Here is a 19972-nt window from a genome sequence, read left to right on the forward strand (position 1 = left end):
ATAAGAAAATAACTGCAGGCTTTTCGTCTTCTTTTATGACTGCCTGTAATCCCCCGGCGAGACTCCGACCTCTTCACGAAAAACCCTGTTAAAATATTTCGGGTCACCATATCCAACCTCATTTGCCACTTCATAGATCTTGAGCTCACTTCCTTTCAGCAGCCGTTTCGCCTGGCTGATACGAAATTTCTTAAGAAAAGTTGAAAAATTAATCCCCACCTCTTTATTAAATAAGGTACTGAGGTATTCGGGGGTAATGTCCAGACGTCTGGCCATTTCTTCCAGGGATATCACTTCCATATAATGTTCCCGTATGTAGCTGATTGCTCTGTTTACCGTATAATTACGGATATCATCTTTCTTATTTACCGTTTTTGCCAGAATCTGAATAATCTTTTGGAAACAGGTCTCCAGTTCCGATAAGGTAATGGCATTACCGAGAGTTTTAATAGGATTCTGCTCCTGTATCAGCCGATAGCCCTCCTCTGCAACCTCCTGGGAAATATTTAAAATGTAATTTACCATTTTCATATACCCCTGACGGATATGATAAGGTTCACATTTCTGATCCCTCATATATGACCGGAATTTATCCCCACAGCTTGTTAACTCCTCACTATCTCCCTTGCATACAGATACTTTGATCCTGTTTTCCAAAAATACCGGATATGTAAATTCCTCCGGAGTAAACAGGCTGATTTCCCTTTTCGTCAGCAAATGTGTATATCCCAATGCCATTGCATAAGAAGTAAGCTTTCGCAGTTCATTTACCTGGCTGCGCAGCTCTGTAAGAGACAGGATGCTTCCGGCTGTCCACACTGCCTGCCCCTCTCTTACATTCTTCAGATATACTCTGTGGCTAATCCTCTTATTCCATCCCTCCATCGGATTTTCGCTCTGAATGACACACACATATTCCTGCGTACTTTCAATAAATACCATATAAATGCGGTCCTTGCCGTATTTCACTTTCATTTCCTCAAGCTGGTTTTTGCAAAATTCAACATATGCCGGCTCTGCATTTCCAAGATAGCCTGCATAAAGAAAACACGGTGATTCCAGATCTAATCCGCCGATATCGGCAAGGCGCTGGTAATTCTCCCTGGTTTCCGCCAGGCTGCCCAGGATAATATCCCTGATATATCCCTGAGGCGTTCCTTCAATCTGCCTTTTTTCCAGATCCAGTTTTTCTTCAATCCTATCCAGTACCTCTTTTACGTCTTCCGCCGCAATGGGCTTTAACAGATAGTCATCCGCTCCCAGGGTTATTGCCTTTTTCGCATATTCAAATTCTGAATATCCACTGAGAATAACACTATGGCAGGCAACTTTGTCCTCCTGAATCTTTGCCAGCATTTCCAGCCCATTCATGACAGGCATTCGGATGTCGGTAATGATCAACTCCGGGCGAAGCCGGATTGCCATCTCATATCCCTCCATTCCGTTTTTTGCTTCTCCAACAATTGTGTGACCGCTCTGAGACGAGATCAGTTTTGATATTCCAACTCTGATCTTTACCTCATCTTCAACTATTAATATCCTCATTTTCCTTCCTCATTTCATCAATAACCGGCAGGCGCAGGGTGATGACCGTTCCCAGGCCTTTTAAGCTGCTGATTGTCCAGCTGGCTTTATTTCCATAATACATATACATCCTTGAGAATGCATTGTTTAGTCCGATGCTCCTTCCATCATCAATAATCGCCCTTTTCGGGTCATTAAACTCCTGTACCTTACTTTCCGGCATGCCCACTCCGTTATCCTCTATAATAAATACAACCCCCTTCCCGTCATCTGAGAGTGAACATTCAATTCTCAATAAGCCCCCCGCCATCATTCCATCAAACCCATGTATAATAGAATTCTCAACAAATGGCTGCAATAGCAGCTTATATACTTTCACCTTTTCTGTATTTTTGTCTATTTGCAGATTGTACGTAAATGCATCATTAAATCTCATTTTCTGGAGACTGATGTATTTATGAAGCCAATCCGACATTTCCCATATGCTGACTCTCTGATTACTCTTATTTACACTGTAACGCAGTATAACACCTAAGTTTCTCAGCATGGTACTGATCTCATACTCTCCCTTTTCAATTGCCATCCAGTTAATGGAATCCAGGGTATTATATAGGAAATGCGGGTTAATCTGTGCCTCCAGCGCACGGATTTCTGCATTTTTCTGACTGTTTTGTGCCTCTTTTACGGTAGTGACCAGCTCTTTCACTTTTACGGTCATGGTATTAAAGTTTCGTGCAATCAGACCAATTTCATCCTGGGTATCTTCCGGAATCACCACATCCAGATGCCCCTGCTGTACCTGTCCGATTCCTTTTAATACCGAACGGACTGACCGGTTTAACATATATACCGTATAACTAATAATGCACGTTACGAAAATAACTGCGGCAACGCCTACAAGCAGAAAAATCTTCTGGGTATTTACCAGATCCTTCAGCATATAGTCTTTATCATACACGTTGTAAAAAACCCATCCTGTCTGAGGGTCTCTGTATTCGTTGATAGCCGTTTTTTTATCCCGCAGATATCCTGTAACTTTTACAAATTCCGCTACCGTTAGCCGGGGATTCATTTTCAGAGTCACAAAACTCTCATCCGGATAGGTAATTACCTGCCTGTTTTCATCCAGAATAAAATTCAGGCTGTGCTGGGACAGTTCCTGGTTGGCACTATCCTCTGGCTTATTACAGATTTCCTCAAGGATACGTTCATCAATAGACATAATAATGGTAGCAATGCTTCCCTGTTCCAGATGGTCAAAATCAAATACCCGTTTGGACATATGAAAATAATACCCTTCCGTTCCGTTCTCCTGAAACTTCATAGTGGGCGTAATGACCATGCTTGGTTCATCAATGCAGTCTATGTAAGGCTTCGTCGTTCTCAGATCCGGATAGCCTCTCCATAAATTATCAATTGCAGAATCTGTCTGAAAATCAGCTACCACTGAACTGCCGTCCGCACACACCAGACTGATACACCGGATACCCAGATTGTCATTGTTATACTGCTTCAGGCAGTTGTATGCTCTGTTGTATGCAAATGCTTTCTGGCTGTCCGTAATATCCATCAGAGTTTTTATACTCTCTGTCAGCTGTTCATCCGTGTACAGCTGGTATAAAAGGCTGGAATAGGTTTCCATATTTAAGTGCACCCGTTCTGATATCTGGGTCAGATTACTAACCATTAACTGATCTACCTTTTCCGTTACTATATTTTTATTTACATAGTATCCTATTAACTGTATAGACAGAATCGGTATAATTGAGCCAAACAAAAAACCGAATAACAATTTTCTTCCAAGTGTCCAGTTATTATATCGTACGATTATTTTTTTCAACATGTTTACAGGCTCACTTTCCGCAATACTCAAATACCATTATTTTACACTTATCCGGATATATATCGCAAGCTTGCTTAAAATATAATCTAATAAGTATTGTTCATTTTATTTATTTTTCTACAACACAAGCCAGCGTAAGAACGCTGGCTTGTGATTCTGCTTTTTACTTAATTACTACGCTGCTCTTCTGTCCTCTGTTTTTAAATACTTTTTTATATGTCTTCACTTTAGACTTCGGAACTCTAATCACTGCCTTGGAAGAAATATTCTTCAAACAATTGCTGTATGCATTCTTCAGTACTTTTGACTTAACAGTGATATTGGTAAGCTTGCTGTCCCCATAGAATGCCTGTTGTCCAATCGCTGTTACATTTGCACCGATTGTTATCTGCTGCAGCTTCTTGTAATTCTTAAATGATTTTTGTCCAATCTTTGTTACCTTGCATTTTACTCCTTTTAAGGTTACCGTAGATGGTACCGTTACCTTCTTAACGGACTTGCTGGATGCTCCAACCACCATTACAGTTGCTTTTCCTGCTGTTGGATTGGTAACTTTGTAGCGCAGTCCTTTGTAAGTAAGGATCTGGCCCTTTTTCAGTGCAGGTACTACCGGTTTTGGAGTCTCTGCAGGTTTCATTTCCAGTGCTGTAGCTGCTGACATCAGTTTTGATGCTGCCAGATCAATCTGATCCTGTGTTGCATTTGCATTATTTAAAACTGCTGCTGCCGCTGCCACTGCATCTTTTAAAGCTTTTGCGCTGCTGTCTGTATATTTGCCGGTATCAAGTCCTGCATAGGCATTATATAGTACCTTTAATGTTGTTGTATCTGTGGTAACAGTTGGTTCTTCCGGTTTTACCGGCTCTTCTGTCAATTCTGCTGCTGCCTTAGCCAATGCCGACGCTGCCTGGTCAACTGCTGCCTGATCTGCATCAGGGTTATTCAGAACGTCTTGTGCACCTTGACGTGCTGCAAGGAATGCATCGGTACTTTCTTTTGTATACTTAGCGGTATCAATGCCTGTATATGCATTGTAAAGTACGCTCAGTACGGAGAAGTCTACCTCTACTTCCGGTTCTTCCGGATCTTCCGGCATTACTGCAAGTGCAGTCGCTGCTGACAGAAGATTTGCTATGGTATTGTCAACTTCTTCCTGTGCTGCATTTTCTTTTCCGATTACCGTCTGCAGACTGCCTAATGCTTGTGTAAATGCTGCTGCACTTTCTTGGGTATATCCGGAAAGATCCAGGTCTTTGTAAGCACTGTATAATGCTTTTGCTAATGATTTATCAATTACCGGTTTCGGTTCTTCTGCTTTTTTCTCCAGTCCTGCAAGGGCTACCAGTAATCCTGATTCTGCTTCTGCTGCTTCCACTTTTGTAGCATTTTCTTTTTGAATTACTGCGCCTGCATTTTCCTGTGCATTTTTCAATACATCTGCGCTTTCCTCTGTGTAGATGCTCATATCCATCTGTGAAATAGCATTGTACAGGGACTGTAACTGTGTCAGATCAGCCAGAATACTTTCCAGCTGGGCAATTGCTTCTTCAAGCTTGCCAATCTGCTCATCTACTGCATCCTGATCCGCATTCTCATCTTCGAAAACTTTCCTTGCTTCAGCAATTGCTGCTTCCAGTACAGCGTAACTCTCTGCTGTATATCCATCCGGAATGTAAGCTTCTGCTGTTTCCAGCGCCGTCTGTAAAACAGTCTTGTCTACATTGTTGTCATACTCTGTATAAAGCTCGTTAATCTTTTCGCTGTTTACCGCACCGTTGTAAATTCTAAGGTCATCCAGTTCCAGATTGTTCGGATACTGTGAGTCATTGCTGTAACCGTTCTTTCCTACACGGTTTACTGCTGTCTCTGATCCGGTAATTGTCTGCGGATCTCCCAGTACTGTGACTTCCTGTTCCTGTCCATTCTTATAGATCTTACCCGTTTTGCTGTCTGAATCCCAGGTTACTGCAATATGTGTCCATTCATTTAATGGAAGGAAGTCATTCGGGTTCTGTGCTACATAAATTCCATTGAATCCATCCATTACGAAGAAGGATGAGTATTCATCGCCTACCGGATAATTTGTATAGAATCCTTTTCCATTATAGGCTGATTCATCTTTTGCCCATAACAGGGAGTTATTTCCTGATAATTCTCCTGTACGCTTAAACCAGTAGGAGATTGTGATATCCCTGGAAGCCAGGTTTGCACCTGCCGGAATTTCAAATGAGGTATCTTCTCCGTCAAATTTAAGTGCATCGCCGCTCTTGCCTTTTACAAAATCAATATCTTCCAGTTTTGGAACTGCTACCGTATAATTACTAGCAGAATTGTCCTTGATCTGGGTAAGATCATCCTGTTTATCAAAGCTATAATGTAATACCAGTTCTGCATTTTCAATCTTATCCAGTTGTCCCATTGCTGCCTTTAATGCTTCTACTGCTTTATTTACATCTGCTTCAACGGCGTCTTCCGACTTTAATATTTCTTCTGCATCGATAATTGCCTTGCTAAGTACTGCATAACTTTCCTCTGTGTATTTTGCAGGATCAAATGTTTTTGCTTCCTGCAGAGTCTTTTGCAGTTCTGTCTTTAATCCTACTAATCCGGAAACTGCAGTGTTCAGATCATCCAGTGCTTTGTTAATCTGTGCCTGTGTCACATTGCTGTCCTTTAAGAGTTCTTCCGCTGCCGTAATTGCATCTGTTAACTTCTTAAATGATTCTGCGGTATAATCCTTAGCTGCATAATCTTTTGCCTTAATCAGTTCTTCTGACAATTTGGAGGTATCTACGGACATTCCTCTTACATTAACCGTCATTTTGGCTTTTGTTGTTGTACCTTCAACAACTCCTTCAATGGTAAATGTTCCTTCCGCTGCAACCTGGTCTGCGGTAATCTCAGGCCATGTTACCTTGACACTGACATTGTCCTTTACACCATTGTTGTACAGAACCATAACGGTCTGCGGCATATATGGAAGGTTTCCTGCCAGGGTGTTGACTGTTGTGTCGTCGACGGTTGTAATGGTTGCTTTATCCATATCAGACCTTGCTGTAATGGTCGCCGTAACAAATTTACCGGTTTCTTCATTTACACCATTGATTGTAAACTGTCCGTCTGCAGCTACCTGATCCTGTGTGATAGCATCCCAGAGTACTTTTACGGATCTCAATTCGCTGTAAGAAGTTTTTGCAATAATATCTTTTGGCATTTCCGGAATGGTTCCGGTTTTTGTTCCTTTGAATACCGGAAGGATTTCTTCTACCGGTGTGCTGTATACTTTCCAGCGGTAAATTCCGGTTCCTGCTGCGGAAAGCTTCATATTCATGCGCAGTGCGGTTGTGGTTACCGGGATCATATCGATGGTATTATATTTGTTCTTCTTATTCGCATCCTGGAAATCGGTAATTACATTAGCGTCAACCCATTCGCCTGCATCATTTCTATATTGGATCTGAATGGAGGATGGAACGCGGGTGCCACCGTTATCATCGTACCAGTAAATATCATTCTTGTAGATATTGACAGCTTCTTTCCAGGTGTACTGTACCCAGTGGTTAGATCCTGCTCCGCCTGAAACGCCCCAGTTGCCCCAGCCTTTTCCAGTACCGCCAGCAGATTTTGTCGGCTCAAATGCAGAATTATTTATTCCGTCCAGTTTTTCCCAGCTTGCTGTATAATCTGAACTTGCAGCAGCAGAAGGCGCAACATCTATATCTGCCTGTGTATCTGCTTTTTTAATCTCTACGGAAAGTTCTTTTACTGTTTGTATTTCCCCATCATCTGCTGTGAATCTTACTTTGTAAGCTCCTTCTTCGGAACCGATTAACGAAGTATTTAAGGCTTTTTCATCGCTTAAGTAAGCAGATGCCGTATCAGATGGTTTTTCGGTTACTTCCCATTTATAAGTAAGTGTCTTATCATATGGCAATCCGTCATCTGTACACTGTGCGGTCAGTGAAGCTTTCATATTCTCCAGCTTCTCTGTATTTACTTTTACTGTTACGTCCGGCGCCTGGTTTTCTACTGCCGGACGGTCTCCGCCCTCTTTAAATAGCTGGACTTCTGTAACTGCCGTATATCGTCCCGGCTGATTCGTTACGGTTACCCGTACTTTGTCTGTGGTAATTTCTTTAAATTTGTCCTCGTTGTAATTTGCCCTTGGAATTGCAGGAGTCCTGTTCTGGTTTTCTGCATGCTTCCATGCACTGCCGTCCCAGTATTCCAACGTGTATTTCGTCGGTTCTGCATAACCTCCGCTTTGACGGTCATTGTAGAAATAAATATCCATCATATCGATATTCTTCTGTCCGCCTAAATCAATTACCAGGGAATCTGCTGCATTGGTACTCTGGTCATTGCCCCAGAATGGCATATTAACGGTCATTCCATCGGTTACAGCCTGTGGGTCCGGAGCTGTCTCGTTTACTGCCTTTGAGGTAGCGTCACTTCCATCTGCGCGATGCTTCTCTGCCCATGTTGCAGCTCTTGCTTTAGCCGGAGTATAAGATGCGGTTACAGCTGCACCTTCTGCTTCATTTGTCAAACCATTGATTCCGGATTTTTTCAGCAATTCAACGGCATTTCTGTCTGTAATAGCAACATCCATTGCTGCCGGTATCTCAGAAACAGAAGCTTTTGAAAGTACTGTAGTTTTTTCATTTTCCGGGAATTCCAGTTCGCCTGTCTTAGCGTCATATACAACGTGAACCAGATCATTTAATACAAATGCAGATTCGCCGTCGATCCATACTGCAAAACCTTCCGGTACATTGTCACCGTAATATTTATTTCCGTCCGGTTTATCCCAGCTGATTGTTATGTCCTTGCCATGATAACGAATATTATTTACCATGAAATGGTCATAGCTGAAATCGATTGGATCCAGTTCCAGTTTTTCATCGGAACGGGGCTGTACGCCTGCCATATCTTCAATAAAGAGATAGGTATAGTTACCAAGGATATTGTGGTAAATCCAGGAACGGTAGTAGGTCTCTAATGTCTTATCATCAATATTGAAGAATTCGTTATTATTTGGATAACGGATGTCTCCGCCATTGGGATACATATTCCATGCGCACCACTCAACCATGAGGGCAAGCATATCATCCGTTACATATTCCTGCTCTACGTCATAGGTACGCAGTGCTGCTTCATATGCTCTTGCCTGAACAGTAAAGTTAATATTCGAGAAGTTATTGGATCCCGGAAGCTGCTTATTGTGTACCTGATTTGCCGTATAATACGGGAAGATCGGGAAATCGTCTCCATTGGTAAAGGTCTTAAGTGCTTCTTTATATTTTGCAATGGATGCTTCGTCTGTGGGAACTGCTCCAACAGAGAAATAATTGTAGTTATTGGATTCTGTCAATTCTACCAGATTTGGTTTGTCCGGATTATGGGAAACAAAAGAGCCGGTAGGATTTACGGCACGTGTCTCAAATTTCTGACACTGGTCACACCACAGGTACTCCAGAATATCACTTTGAATATTATCAGCCAGAGTTTTCATTTCCTCTGATTTTTCAATATTTCCTAACATTACATAGAGGTCAGAAGCAGATTGAGCAGCTGCATATACGTATGCATTTTCTCCATGTGTCTTCCAGTTTCCGATTCCTTTTACATGCATGGAAATCGTATCTGCATCATTTCCTGTCATATAATTATTCTGGTAATCAATCAGATAATTTTCAGGAGTCGTTGCACTTGTATGGTTGCCGTAGTGGTCAAGCTGTCCTTTGGCGTCATGTTCAAAATAATATGCCAGATTTTCAGCCAGCTCTGCACCGCCGCCAATAACATTAAATGCTTCTAAACCTGCGTCTGCAATATACTGGCCGTAGTGGTTATTCCAGTTTGAACGGTTTCCCGGGTTGTCTAAGAATGCACTGCTCTGGGAACTGTTTCCTACGGATAATAACTGTCCGAGAGGCAGATAAGCATTTCTTAACCACTTTGTATCCTGTAAATGCATTGGCTGTGTTAATGCAATTGCATTATTATAACCCAATACGCCTTCTACCGTAACGGGATACTGGAAATCATATCCTGGGATATTGGCATCCATTGTATTAAACCTTTCCAGCCACCAACGATAGTCAATTGCCTTCTGAACTGCTTTGTTTGGTACGTCTATGTATGGAAGGTTTTCCGCCCAGTACTCATTGTACTCTGCCTTCTGAGCTTTTAAAGCACTTGTACCATCCAGTTCCAGAAAACGTACATAATCTGCTGTGGACTGTGGAAGTTCTTCTGTGGTAAAAGCCATAACAACTTTTACTTCTACTGTTTGTCCAGCCGGGATGGTGACTGTTTTTACCATGGATTTATTGGATCCTTCTGCATACTCAAATCCATTTCCCGATAGGCGGGTAGTGATCTTTGTTAAATCAGCTGTTGAATTCATAGAACCGGTAAGCTCCTGCTGGGTTTCGCCTCCCACCGTCACTTCATCGCGGCTGCTTACAAAGTTTGAATTTACATTAACCGCAATGGTTTTGTCAGCTCCCTCTGTATTGGTCAGTTTAACTGTAGTAACAGCAACATTTTCATTGCTGATGAATTTCTCCACATCTGCTGTCAGGGATCCAACCTGATACTGGCTTACCCAGTTACTTGGATAGTTTACACGTTTGCTTGTTACTTCCTTAGTGCTTAATGCACCGGAATCGTCTGAAAAATTAATTGCATACATGTCTCCGCCAAGAGAACTTCCGGATGAACTGCATCCATAGCTGGTTTTTCCGCCAAAACCAATGATACCCGGATTACTGGTATACATGTAAAGTGCCCGTCCTCTGGTCATAAATGTATTGCCATCGTCATTTCCATTATTGCCCGCGTTGCCATTTGCCACTCCATAACGCGCCAGAATACGGTCCATATAAAAGGAATCTCCACCGTTATCCAGATCCTGCTGATAGAGCGCTTTCATCATTTCTTTTGAATCATACGTTACGCCTCCCAAATCGTATACATCCGCCAAGCTTTCCGTGTTCTTAAATGTCGGATGTCCAATTGCCAATGCTCCCGGTTCTGTTCCGGTACCTGTTTCAGCAAACGCTGTGATCGCACTGCCTGGCAGCATAGAAACCGCTACTGCAACTGCCAATGCCTTCGTCGCCAATTTCCGTTTTCTTTTCTTCCCCATAACATTCTCCTTTTCCGTGCTTATTTTGTTACAATCTCATTATAGCGTTATCAATTGCTTTCAAAAATTGCATTATCTTAAGGAAGGTGTACTATCTTATAGTATTATTTTAATATATTTGACGCTGTAGACGGAAAATCCACTATACTTCTGATAGAAAGAAGGATGCCGGAAAGGCATTAGAAATAAAAAAAGAATTGACATTTATTGCAAAGTGTTATATTATAAAAGCATGCAAAGCAACTATGTATTCTAGATGCACGAATCCCCACGGAGCCTATTTCCGTGGGGATTTTTCTTTAGCTGTCTTTGTTGTCCTTTTCTATCCATCTGCAAACATAATATCCAGCTATGCTAGCTGTTACTGATATTATAAAAGCAACTATGTATTCCATAGATGCACCTCCTTCCTGCTGGAAAGAGTCGACAGCATATATATTATAATTCATAACCTATCCCTTGTCTATAGTCTAATAGTGATTTATTTCTATTTATTCTAATTTTTATAAACATTATGTTGTATATAGCCGGGTACAGATAATTTTAACTTTTATCGTTACATCGTTTCTTACAACAATAAAATGAGCAGATACAAAATTTATCAAATTCTGCATCTGCTCATACCATTTTTTCATCTAATTGTTTTTAATAATCTAAACCTCTTGCTCCCTTTCCATCAATTCCCCCATCATGCGGTCATACTTTCTGTCCAGCCGATAACAGGCAGCTATGAGAAACATGATAAGCCAGATTCCTATGGGAACATAGAGATAAAACGATTTTATTGCCTCAATTGCCGCCGGTGCCTGTTCAGCGGCAGTTGCTTTTAAACCATCAAATGCAGCCATGGATAAAATTGCCCCCATAATTGCCGATGTGAATCCCGATCCGGCTTTTTGCCCCATACTCATGGATGAGAACATCAACCCTTCTATGCGTATTCCGGTCTTCCAGTGGCCGTATTCTATCGCATCACTTGGGAGAGAATATTGTACTCCATAAAATGGTGCTATGCCTATCCCACGCATGATACAGGTCAGGATGCCCAAAGGAACGCTTGTTATGTTAAGAAGAAATATGAGCTGCCCTGCAATTCCCACTAAACATCCTGCACAGATGAGGCTGCGTTTCCCGAACCTGGGAAGTATTCTGGGCAGCAGCGCAATACCGGCAATGGTAGCTATTTTTTCTGCCGCAGATAATGGCATGACCAGGTCCACATCATTTAAAACATACTGGCAGTAATAGGTTAAATCTGTCCCGATGATGATCTGGTAAACCGTATAGAAAAGCATTAACCCCAGTGCTATCAAAAAATATGGGTTCGTAACAGTTGCCTTTAAGGCTTTAAAAAATGGAATATTCTCTTTCACCTTCTGTGCCGTACATACACGTTCGGTACAGGTCATATAAGTATTGATCAGTACGAATACAGAGATTACTGCATATACCGCCGTAACAATAATCCATGCAGCCTGTTCATTCCGGATCACCCCTGCAAGCTTGTTAATAATGGGCAGCGTAAATGCCGTAATAACCATACTTGCCGTAATGGAAAGTATCATACGAATATTGCAGATAACATCCCTCTCTCTGCGGTCCCTGCTCATTAAGGAACCCAGCGCATGAAACGGCTGGCTGATTGCCGTATAAACCACGGTATTCATGATATTATAAGTGACAAAGGCATAAATAACTTTTCCCATATCACCCATTCCCGGCATTGTAAAAAGAAAAACCGCAGCCAAAGCATAGGGCACCGCCAGACGCAGAATCCAAATCCTTGCCTTTCCGTATTTGGAATGTGTCCGGTCAATGATTGTCCCCATGATCACATCCGAGACACCGTCGAATACCCTGGATACCAGCATAATCATACCTACTGAACCGGCTGATATTCCCACTACATTTGTGTAGAAATAAATCAACAGAGTAGTTGTCATGGTGTACATCAAAGTAAGTGCCGGATCACCAAAGCAATATGCCAGCTTCTCTTTAGCAGGAACTTTGGCAAACTCATTCATGTCTTTTCCTTTTTGCTTAAAATTTAATAACTCTGGTATTCTCCCCATACATTATCCTCCGGCTTTATTTTCCCAAGAGCTCATTTTCTATCATTTCCCTTGCACGCGGCGCTTCTATATCCATTCGTTCCGGATAGCCAAAAATAGATACACAGGAGATAGCATCTCCTCCGACCGGAAAAGTTCTGTTTGCAAAGTCCATTTCACGCAATTTTGCAAAGATACCGGAAAAGTCCACATCACCTTCTCCCATAGGATTATGCTGGTGAACGGCCACATCTTCTTTTCCCATGCGGTTCAGCCAAGGCGGATTCAGAATATATCTGCAGTCTTTTACCTGATTGAACGTATCTGCAAACAATACATGGCTTAAATCATCCCCTGCATATCCGAGCATGGAACGGACATCCCCTTTTCCCTGATCATAGAAAAATCCATGAGGTGCAGAATACACATATTTCAGATTCTCGGATCGGTAACTCTTTACCATATCGCAGGTTTCATTGTTCAGTTCGCAGAAATCCCAGGGATGAGACTGTATCTCAACCCGGATTCCTTCTTTTTCGAATAGCGGCAGCAGTTCATCCATAGAGCGAAACCACATCCCATTGCAGATTTCCTGCTGGTTCGGATCTCCCGAAAGCTCCGTATTGATAACCTGTACCCCCATATTCACTGCAATTTCCACAATTTTCTTCCAGTTTGCTACTGCTATATTTCGCTGCTCTTCCGTTGGCCCAGACCATCGGTAAACAACTATAAAAGATGATATCTCAACACCGGTTTCCTTTAATGCTTTCCGGTATTCCATTTCACATTCAGCCGAAAAAAGCGGGTGCTTGTAAAATGGATTAATACGTGGGTGAGGGGACTGTTCTATGTACTTGTATCCCCAGTCGGCCACCTGATGCACCATATCATTAATACTCATTTGTTTTGCTAAAACATCCACATCAAATGCTATTTTCATGATTTGCATTCTCCTTTTTGTGATATGATCCGGACTGTGATCTCAGATCACAACCTGGGGCTTCTGGTAATGCGGCACCATATCATAGATGCAGCTATTCAAAATACTTTGCAACAAAACTCCTGGTTACCTCTGCCGCCTTTTTTACATTTTCATCATGAGTCATCTCATAATATTCCGGACGGAATTCTTCAATTGTACATACACCGTCAAATCCAATTTCCTTTAGCGCTTTAGCTATACCGGAATGATCAACAACTCCCTCTCCAGGCCATAGACGTTTGTCATCTCCACAAGAACCCAGTGGAAGATCTTCACAATCATTTAAATGATACGCGAAAATCTTCTTGCCATCGGCATTTCGAAGATCTTCCAGTTTCGAGCACATTTCATGAAAGTGAAACGTATCCAAAGTAACTCCCACGTTTTCACGGTTTACCGCTTTCACTACATCGTATGCCGTTCCAAACTGATTAATGGAACAGTTTGGAGCACCACAGAATTCCAGGGAAATCTTAATCCCGCTTCCTACTTTATCGGATAGATAACGCAGTCTGTCCACTGCTTCTTCTTTAATGTCAGTGACTGATATATCCTTTACGTCAAAAGATGGAACTGCAATGAGCATTTTCATATCAATTGCCTTGCAGACCTTTATGATGAATTCTGTCTCCGCATCAATTTCTTTCACTCCGGCTTCATCTCTCTGATTGAAAAAAATCAGCGTATTATAAGCCCATGGTTTTAAGTGATGGTTTTGAAACCATTCTGCAAGTTCCTCTAATGTATGATCTTTCAGATAATCCTTTACGCAATCAAAACGAATCTCAATATAATCAAATCCATACTTCTCACATGCTTCCAAGTCCGCCATTAAGGACTGACCTTTGCATTCCAGTGCCGTTGCTTCATTAAATCCAATCTTCATATCAATTCCTCCATTTTCATATTTCTATTGATAAAATTCTGGTTTTTCCATATCGGTTTTTATAAGTTCGACGTTACCGGTTTCCTGAGCCTTTACAAGTGCATCTGCGGTAACTGCTGCCAGATACCCATCCCATGCGGTAGGTCCTGTGACAACTCCTTTTTTTGCATTTTCAACCCAGTTCTGCATTTCCGTATCATAGGAATCACGGAAACGAACAAAACAGTCCGTATCAATTGTCGTTGATAATGCAGCATTTCTCCGGATAACAGGATATGCCGGAGCGGGCATCTTCACAACGCCATCTTCACAAACAACCTCACAATTAATGTCATAACCAAATTTACAATTTACAAAGACCTCTACATCAATACAGATGCCCTTTTTTGTCCTAAGAAGCATAATCTGAGGATCTTTTAACTTAGAATGTGAATATTTTGTACAGCCTGGCATAATAACCTGTGCTGACTCATACTCATCATCAATCAGCCAGTGCAATACATCTATCTCATGGATTGCCGTGTCATGCACTGCCATGGGTGTGGTATAATTTGTGCCTACCTCGGGGTTCCTATGGGTGCAATGGAGCATTAATGGCGCACCGTACTCTCCGGAATCCAAAGCTTCCTTCACCTGATTGTACCCCTTGTCGTAACGGCGCATAAAACCTACCTGAACCAGATGTTTTCCGGATTCCAGCTCTGCTTTTACAATCCTGAGACAGTCATCTGCTGTTGTTGCCAGGGGTTTCTCACTAAATACCGGCTTTCCTGCCTTAATTGCCTCTAAAATAGATTCCGCATGTGCAAAACCAGGGGATGTAATGACAACTGCATCTACTTCAGGATCAAGAATCAGCTCCTGACTATTGTGATAAACCTTCGCCTGGCAGATAGCCGCCGCTGCTTTAGCCCCTTCTTCAAATACATCTGAAACTGCTGTAACTTCTGCCCCCTGAATCTTGTCTGTAATTCTCTTAATATGATCCTTGCCCATTCCACCGCATCCAATAACTCCAACTCTTAACATCATTTTTCCACCTTTCTTATTATCATTTTGGTTAACTGATTTACTTCTTACATAAGGTTTTTTTAACTAAACTATCTTTCTGATACGGCTATAATATCATTGCGTGCGCGTGAACACAATTGCTTTTTTATACAATTTGCCAACGGTATTTTTGGAACATTTTGCTATTTGTTAAATGATAAACAAAAAATATGTGCAACATGATTGATGATTGTCTTTATCATCAGCACATCTTGCACATATTTTGGTTATTTTTACCAATTTACATAAAACATTATTTTTCTTTGATCATATCTTTGTTACTTCATTTTTCACTCTTGATCAACTTTATATATTATATCTATTTTTTATAACAATTTCAGTATAATTATATTCCTTATCCGGCTCAATACCGTCAAAAAGTTTATGAAATAAAATCATTACAGAGTTATTCCCCTGAGCAAAAGGATCCTGCCCCAGCAAAAACTGAATGGTTCTTTTTTTTAAATATTCTTCGTTCTTACCTGTTAAGTCATTGGAAATAACCTTTACCCTGCCCGCCATTCCATAATGTTCGATTACTTTGCATACACCTTCCACACCTGATGCAGTCAGGTATATGCCCGCTAATTCCTCTGTATTATGCAATGCCTCTTCCACTATCTTCTCAGCTGCCCAATCATCGTCATATGCATATTTCATATCCAGAAGTTCCACATCCGGTCTGCAAGCCTTCAGCTCTTCCACGAAACCTTTTGCTCTGTTCTTATGACCCTGATTCGTCGGATATCCAGATATGACCAGCACTTTACCATGAGTACAGACAATTTCACTCATTAATCCTGCCGCTGCTTTCCCGCTTTGTAAAGTATCCTGCCCTATAAAGCACAGACGTTTAGATCCTGCTATATCAGAATTAAAGGTAACAACAGGAATCTGATAATCCTGCACAAATGTATCTACCGTAGTCTTTAAAAACTCATCTTCACTTGGTACAAGCGCAATCGCATTGCATCCGCTCTCCCTCATTTCTTCCATATAAGCAATCGCAGCGGAAGCATCAATACCCCCGATTTCTTTTATTTCCACCTCGGCCCCCATGCGCTGGACCTCTTCCTTTGCAGCTTCAACGCCCTCTTTTACCTGCTGCATAAAAGGGGTATCTATCGACTGTAAAATAACACCAATCCTGATAGAATGCCTGGACATCGCCAATGCTCTGCCTGCTCTGTTAGGCTGATATCCCATTTCTTTGGCAATCCGCTTAATCCGTTCCTCTACTTCCGGATTAATCCGCCCCCGGTTATTCAATGCCCGGTCCACAGTACCTCTCGATACCCCTGCTTTATCAGCTATTTGCTGTAATGTAACCGCCATAATTTCCTCCTATGTTACATTTTCTGCCACTAATTATATGCTTTTTCCATATATACTGCAACTGCTTTGTTATCTGTTTTCTTCCTCAGGGTGTGGTCCAGACAGTCCTCATATTATCGGGGTTACACATTCTCTATCAGTTTGTCATGTTCTTTTTCCGTGGCCGTAGTAAACAATATTTTTTCCATAAATCCCAGCCTTTTGCCGAAGAACTTTGCAACAAATCCTACCACCAAAGCTGCAACCACAGTTCCTTCCCTAACTCCTTGTATCTCCTGAAATATTACAAAAGAAATAATTCCTGCCATAATTGTCATAGAAGCGTCAAATACCACCTTTGTTGGTCCAAAATCCTTTTTCCACGTAAGCGTAACTGCCTGGACAAAAGCTTCTCCCGGAAGCATCACCACATTTGCCAGTACTTCCAGATATACTCCAAATCCCAAAATTATACATCCGGCAAGCAACATGATAATTTTCATAATGTATGCTCCTGGATTCACCCAATTGATCAAGAGCATGGTGAGATCAATAAAATATCCAAACAAAACAGAAACTGGAATTTGAAGCAAAGATTCTTTTCGAAACCTTTTACGGAGTATTGCTATTTGAAACAATATAAGAAGCAGGCTGAATGCAATTGTAAATTCCCCCAGAGTCATATCGTATTTCAGACTCAGCGTATAGGGGATGGATGAAATAGGAGAGGTTCCAAGATCCGCCTTTGTAACAAAACTCACCCCCAGGGAACTGACAAATAAGCCTGCCATAAATACTCCATAACGTTTTAATTTCTCCACTTTATATTCCTTCTTTCCAAAGTATGTCTTAAATTTTTTATATTTAGAAGTGAGATACGGTTTTATACCTGCTCTATTTCTCATCGGAAATATTTTGATTTATTTTCATGAACATTTCCATAAAACCCGTTCTTTCCTCCGCAGAAAATCCTTTAAATACCTCCTCTTCCAGTTCTAAAAAGGCTTTTTGAATTTTTACGATCTCCCTCTTTCCCTTATCTGTTAAAAACACATGAAGTGATCTTCTATTTCCCGGTTGGTTTCTCCGTTGTACCAAGCCTGCTTCCTCCATACGGAGTAAGAGACTGGTAACGGTAGCCGGGTCAATCTGACAAGCTGATGCAATATCCTTTTGTACACTGCCGTCATGATCCTTTAAGTAATCTAATACTTTTGGCTGCCCTGAAGTCAGACCTGTCTCTGCAATTTTTGCAAAAAACTTTCTTTGGAACACTGCCTGATTTACCATTAATAATATGTGAAAATCCATTGATTGGAGTCTCCTTTTTTATTTGTATTCTAATACTTAGAATTCTAACTATTAACATGTAGTATTATATACAGAATTTACCAGGGTGTCAAGTATGATGTTTTCTCGCTCGATCATCTGGCTATTACAGACAAAAAAACCACCATTGTTTCAAACAATGGCGGTTTAGCTATCAATTTTAATGATTAATCCATTACGTATGGCATTAAAGCGATATGACGTGATCTCTTAATTGCAACTGTAAGAGCTCTCTGATGTTTTGCACAGTTTCCTGTGATTCTTCTAGGAAGAATTTTTCCTCTCTCAGATACATATCTTTTTAATTTATTAACATCCTTGTAATCGATTTCGGTATTCTCTTTACCACAGAATACGCAAACTTTTTTTCTTCTACGTCCGCCTCTTCTCTTCATCGGAGAATCGCCGCCTCTATCATTTCTATTATAAGCCATGTTTGTTACCTCCTTTTACAAATTTCGAATTCATATAATGTATGAGATCTGCTTCTCATTTTAGTTTTAATTAAATGGTAATTCCTCATCAATGCCATCCGGGATGTTCATGAATCCGTCTCCTGATGCCGCACTTGGTGTCGGTCTGGATGATGGTGCAGCTGACTGCATGCCCCCTTCGCCGCCAGCCATAGATGCGTTCTTGCTCTCACAGAATTCGTGATCTTCAACAACAATATCCGTAGTGTAGACTTTCTGTCCGTCTTTGTTTGTATAACTTCCTGTCTGAATACGTCCAGTAACAGCAATCTTCATACCCTGACGAAGATACTTTTCTGCAAACTCAGCCTGTCTTCCGAATCCAACACAGCCGATAAAGTCAGCGGTTGCTTCTCCGTCACGTTTGAATCTGCGGTCTACTGCTAATGTGTATCTTGCTACTGCCATGGAATTTTCTCCTGATGAATAACGAACCTCAGGATCTCTGGTTAAACGCCCCATTAAAATGACTTTGTTCATACTTTCTCCTCTTTTCTATCTATGCATCCTGTCTTACGCATAAATATCTGATAACATTTTCCATGATACGGATACGTCTTTCAACTTCCGCTGGGCATGTTGAATCAGATTCGAAATGGATGAAGTAGTAAAATCCTTCTTTCATTTTCTGAATTTCGTAAGCTAATCTTTTCTTCCCCCATTCATCAACGTCTGTGATTGTTCCACCAAAACGGGTAATGTATTCTTTTACCTTTTCGATAGTTGCTACTCTTACATCTTCTTCGATTTTTGCGTTGACAACAACGGCTAATTCATATTTGTTCATGCTCTTGGCACCTCCTTATGGTCTCTGGCCCCCTATCTATGTGGGGAGCAAGGAAATTAATAAATAATATATCACAAGTTAAAATCATATCATAAGGCTGGCAATTTTTCAAGTACTTTTTTCCAATTTTCGCGTATATCTGCAGCTCTTACTTATTTTAATAGTTTTTAGACCTTTCCTGTGTTAGAATAAGCCTAGAGCTACAGCGAACAGTTTCTTAAATTGGGGTTTAGCTAAGAAAGGGACGCTTTGTAGGTGTAGGTAGTGTACGGAAAGAGAAGGGGGCGGACCAGGACATTGGTTTGGAAGGCTTACCGCAGAACTGGCATTTTCTAACCTTCCCAGAGCCCTTTTTGGCGGCACGCGGGCATTCGCTCCGAAATCCTGATGCATTTCGCAGCTCACTGCCCGCTTACAATCCGATGGGAGCCAGTCGAATTGTATCCGCCAAAAAGGCCTCTGGGAAGGTAAGTAAATACTCAGCTCTGCTATACGCCTTCCAAATCAATGTCCTGGCTCGCCCCCTTCTCTTTCCGAGATAGCATTCGTTGAAACAAAGCTGGTTTTCTCAGCA

General features: G+C 41.4%; 14 protein-coding genes. All 14 read right to left on the reverse strand.

The window, feature by feature from the left end; genetic code table 11:
- Positions 1–33 precede the first annotated feature (33 nt).
- The 14 genes from CD03_RS0120675 to rpsF all read right to left on the reverse strand — a co-directional run bounded on the left by CD03_RS0120675 (position 34) and on the right by rpsF (position 19398).
- A complete protein-coding gene (locus CD03_RS0120675) occupies positions 34–1545 on the reverse strand; it encodes a response regulator transcription factor (protein ID WP_027295266.1) in 1512 nt (503 codons plus the stop codon).
- Positions 1526–3367 carry a sensor histidine kinase gene (locus CD03_RS0120680; RefSeq protein WP_027295267.1) on the reverse strand — a complete coding sequence of 614 codons (1842 nt, stop codon included), beginning with the start codon at positions 3365–3367 and terminating at the stop codon, positions 1526–1528. The genes CD03_RS0120675 and CD03_RS0120680 overlap by 20 nt, the downstream gene beginning before the upstream one ends.
- A 163-nt stretch (positions 3368–3530) precedes the next feature.
- The gene (locus tag CD03_RS0120685; protein WP_027295268.1) at positions 3531–10523 is read right to left on the reverse strand and encodes a LamG-like jellyroll fold domain-containing protein; all 6993 of its coding nucleotides are present in this window, start codon (positions 10521–10523) and stop codon (positions 3531–3533) included.
- Positions 10524–11035: 512 nt separating this feature from the next.
- Positions 11036–11158, reverse strand: coding sequence for a hypothetical protein (locus tag CD03_RS38985; protein WP_255348106.1), 123 nt, complete (start codon positions 11156–11158; stop codon positions 11036–11038).
- 18 nt (positions 11159–11176) lie between these two features.
- Complete coding sequence (locus CD03_RS0120700; protein WP_027295269.1) at positions 11177–12595, reverse strand: MFS transporter; 1419 nt, start codon at positions 12593–12595, stop codon at positions 11177–11179.
- 16 nt (positions 12596–12611) lie between these two features.
- Positions 12612–13517, reverse strand: a complete 906-nt coding sequence (locus CD03_RS0120705; RefSeq protein WP_027295270.1) for a sugar phosphate isomerase/epimerase family protein — start codon at positions 13515–13517, stop codon at positions 12612–12614.
- A 94-nt stretch (positions 13518–13611) separates the two neighbouring features.
- The gene (locus CD03_RS0120710; protein WP_027295271.1) at positions 13612–14445 is read right to left on the reverse strand and encodes a sugar phosphate isomerase/epimerase family protein; all 834 of its coding nucleotides are present in this window, start codon (positions 14443–14445) and stop codon (positions 13612–13614) included.
- Between the two features lie 24 nt (positions 14446–14469).
- Positions 14470–15477: a Gfo/Idh/MocA family protein gene (locus CD03_RS0120715; RefSeq protein WP_197041683.1), complete on the reverse strand. Its 1008-nt coding sequence runs from the start codon at positions 15475–15477 to the stop codon at positions 14470–14472.
- Between the two features lie 324 nt (positions 15478–15801).
- A complete protein-coding gene (locus tag CD03_RS0120720) occupies positions 15802–16830 on the reverse strand; it encodes a LacI family DNA-binding transcriptional regulator (protein ID WP_027295273.1) in 1029 nt (342 codons plus the stop codon).
- Positions 16831–16952: 122 nt separating this feature from the next.
- Positions 16953–17630, reverse strand: coding sequence for a YczE/YyaS/YitT family protein (locus tag CD03_RS34230; RefSeq protein ID WP_044290175.1), 678 nt, complete (start codon positions 17628–17630; stop codon positions 16953–16955).
- A 73-nt stretch (positions 17631–17703) separates the two neighbouring features.
- The gene (locus tag CD03_RS0120730) at positions 17704–18120 is read right to left on the reverse strand and encodes a MarR family winged helix-turn-helix transcriptional regulator (protein WP_027295274.1); all 417 of its coding nucleotides are present in this window, start codon (positions 18118–18120) and stop codon (positions 17704–17706) included.
- Positions 18121–18305: 185 nt separating this feature from the next.
- Entirely contained in the window at positions 18306–18572 is a 267-nt protein-coding gene (gene rpsR / locus CD03_RS0120735) for a 30S ribosomal protein S18 (protein WP_027295275.1), read from the reverse strand.
- Positions 18573–18638: 66 nt separating this feature from the next.
- Positions 18639–19091, reverse strand: a complete 453-nt coding sequence (locus CD03_RS0120740; protein WP_027295276.1) for a single-stranded DNA-binding protein — start codon at positions 19089–19091, stop codon at positions 18639–18641.
- 19 nt (positions 19092–19110) lie between these two features.
- Positions 19111–19398, reverse strand: coding sequence for a 30S ribosomal protein S6 (rpsF, locus tag CD03_RS0120745; protein WP_027295277.1), 288 nt, complete (start codon positions 19396–19398; stop codon positions 19111–19113).
- Positions 19399–19972: the final 574 nt, after the last annotated feature.

The sequence above is a fragment of the Robinsoniella sp. KNHs210 genome (genome assembly GCF_000686105.1).
GTDB lineage: Bacteria > Bacillota > Clostridia > Lachnospirales > Lachnospiraceae > Robinsoniella > Robinsoniella peoriensis.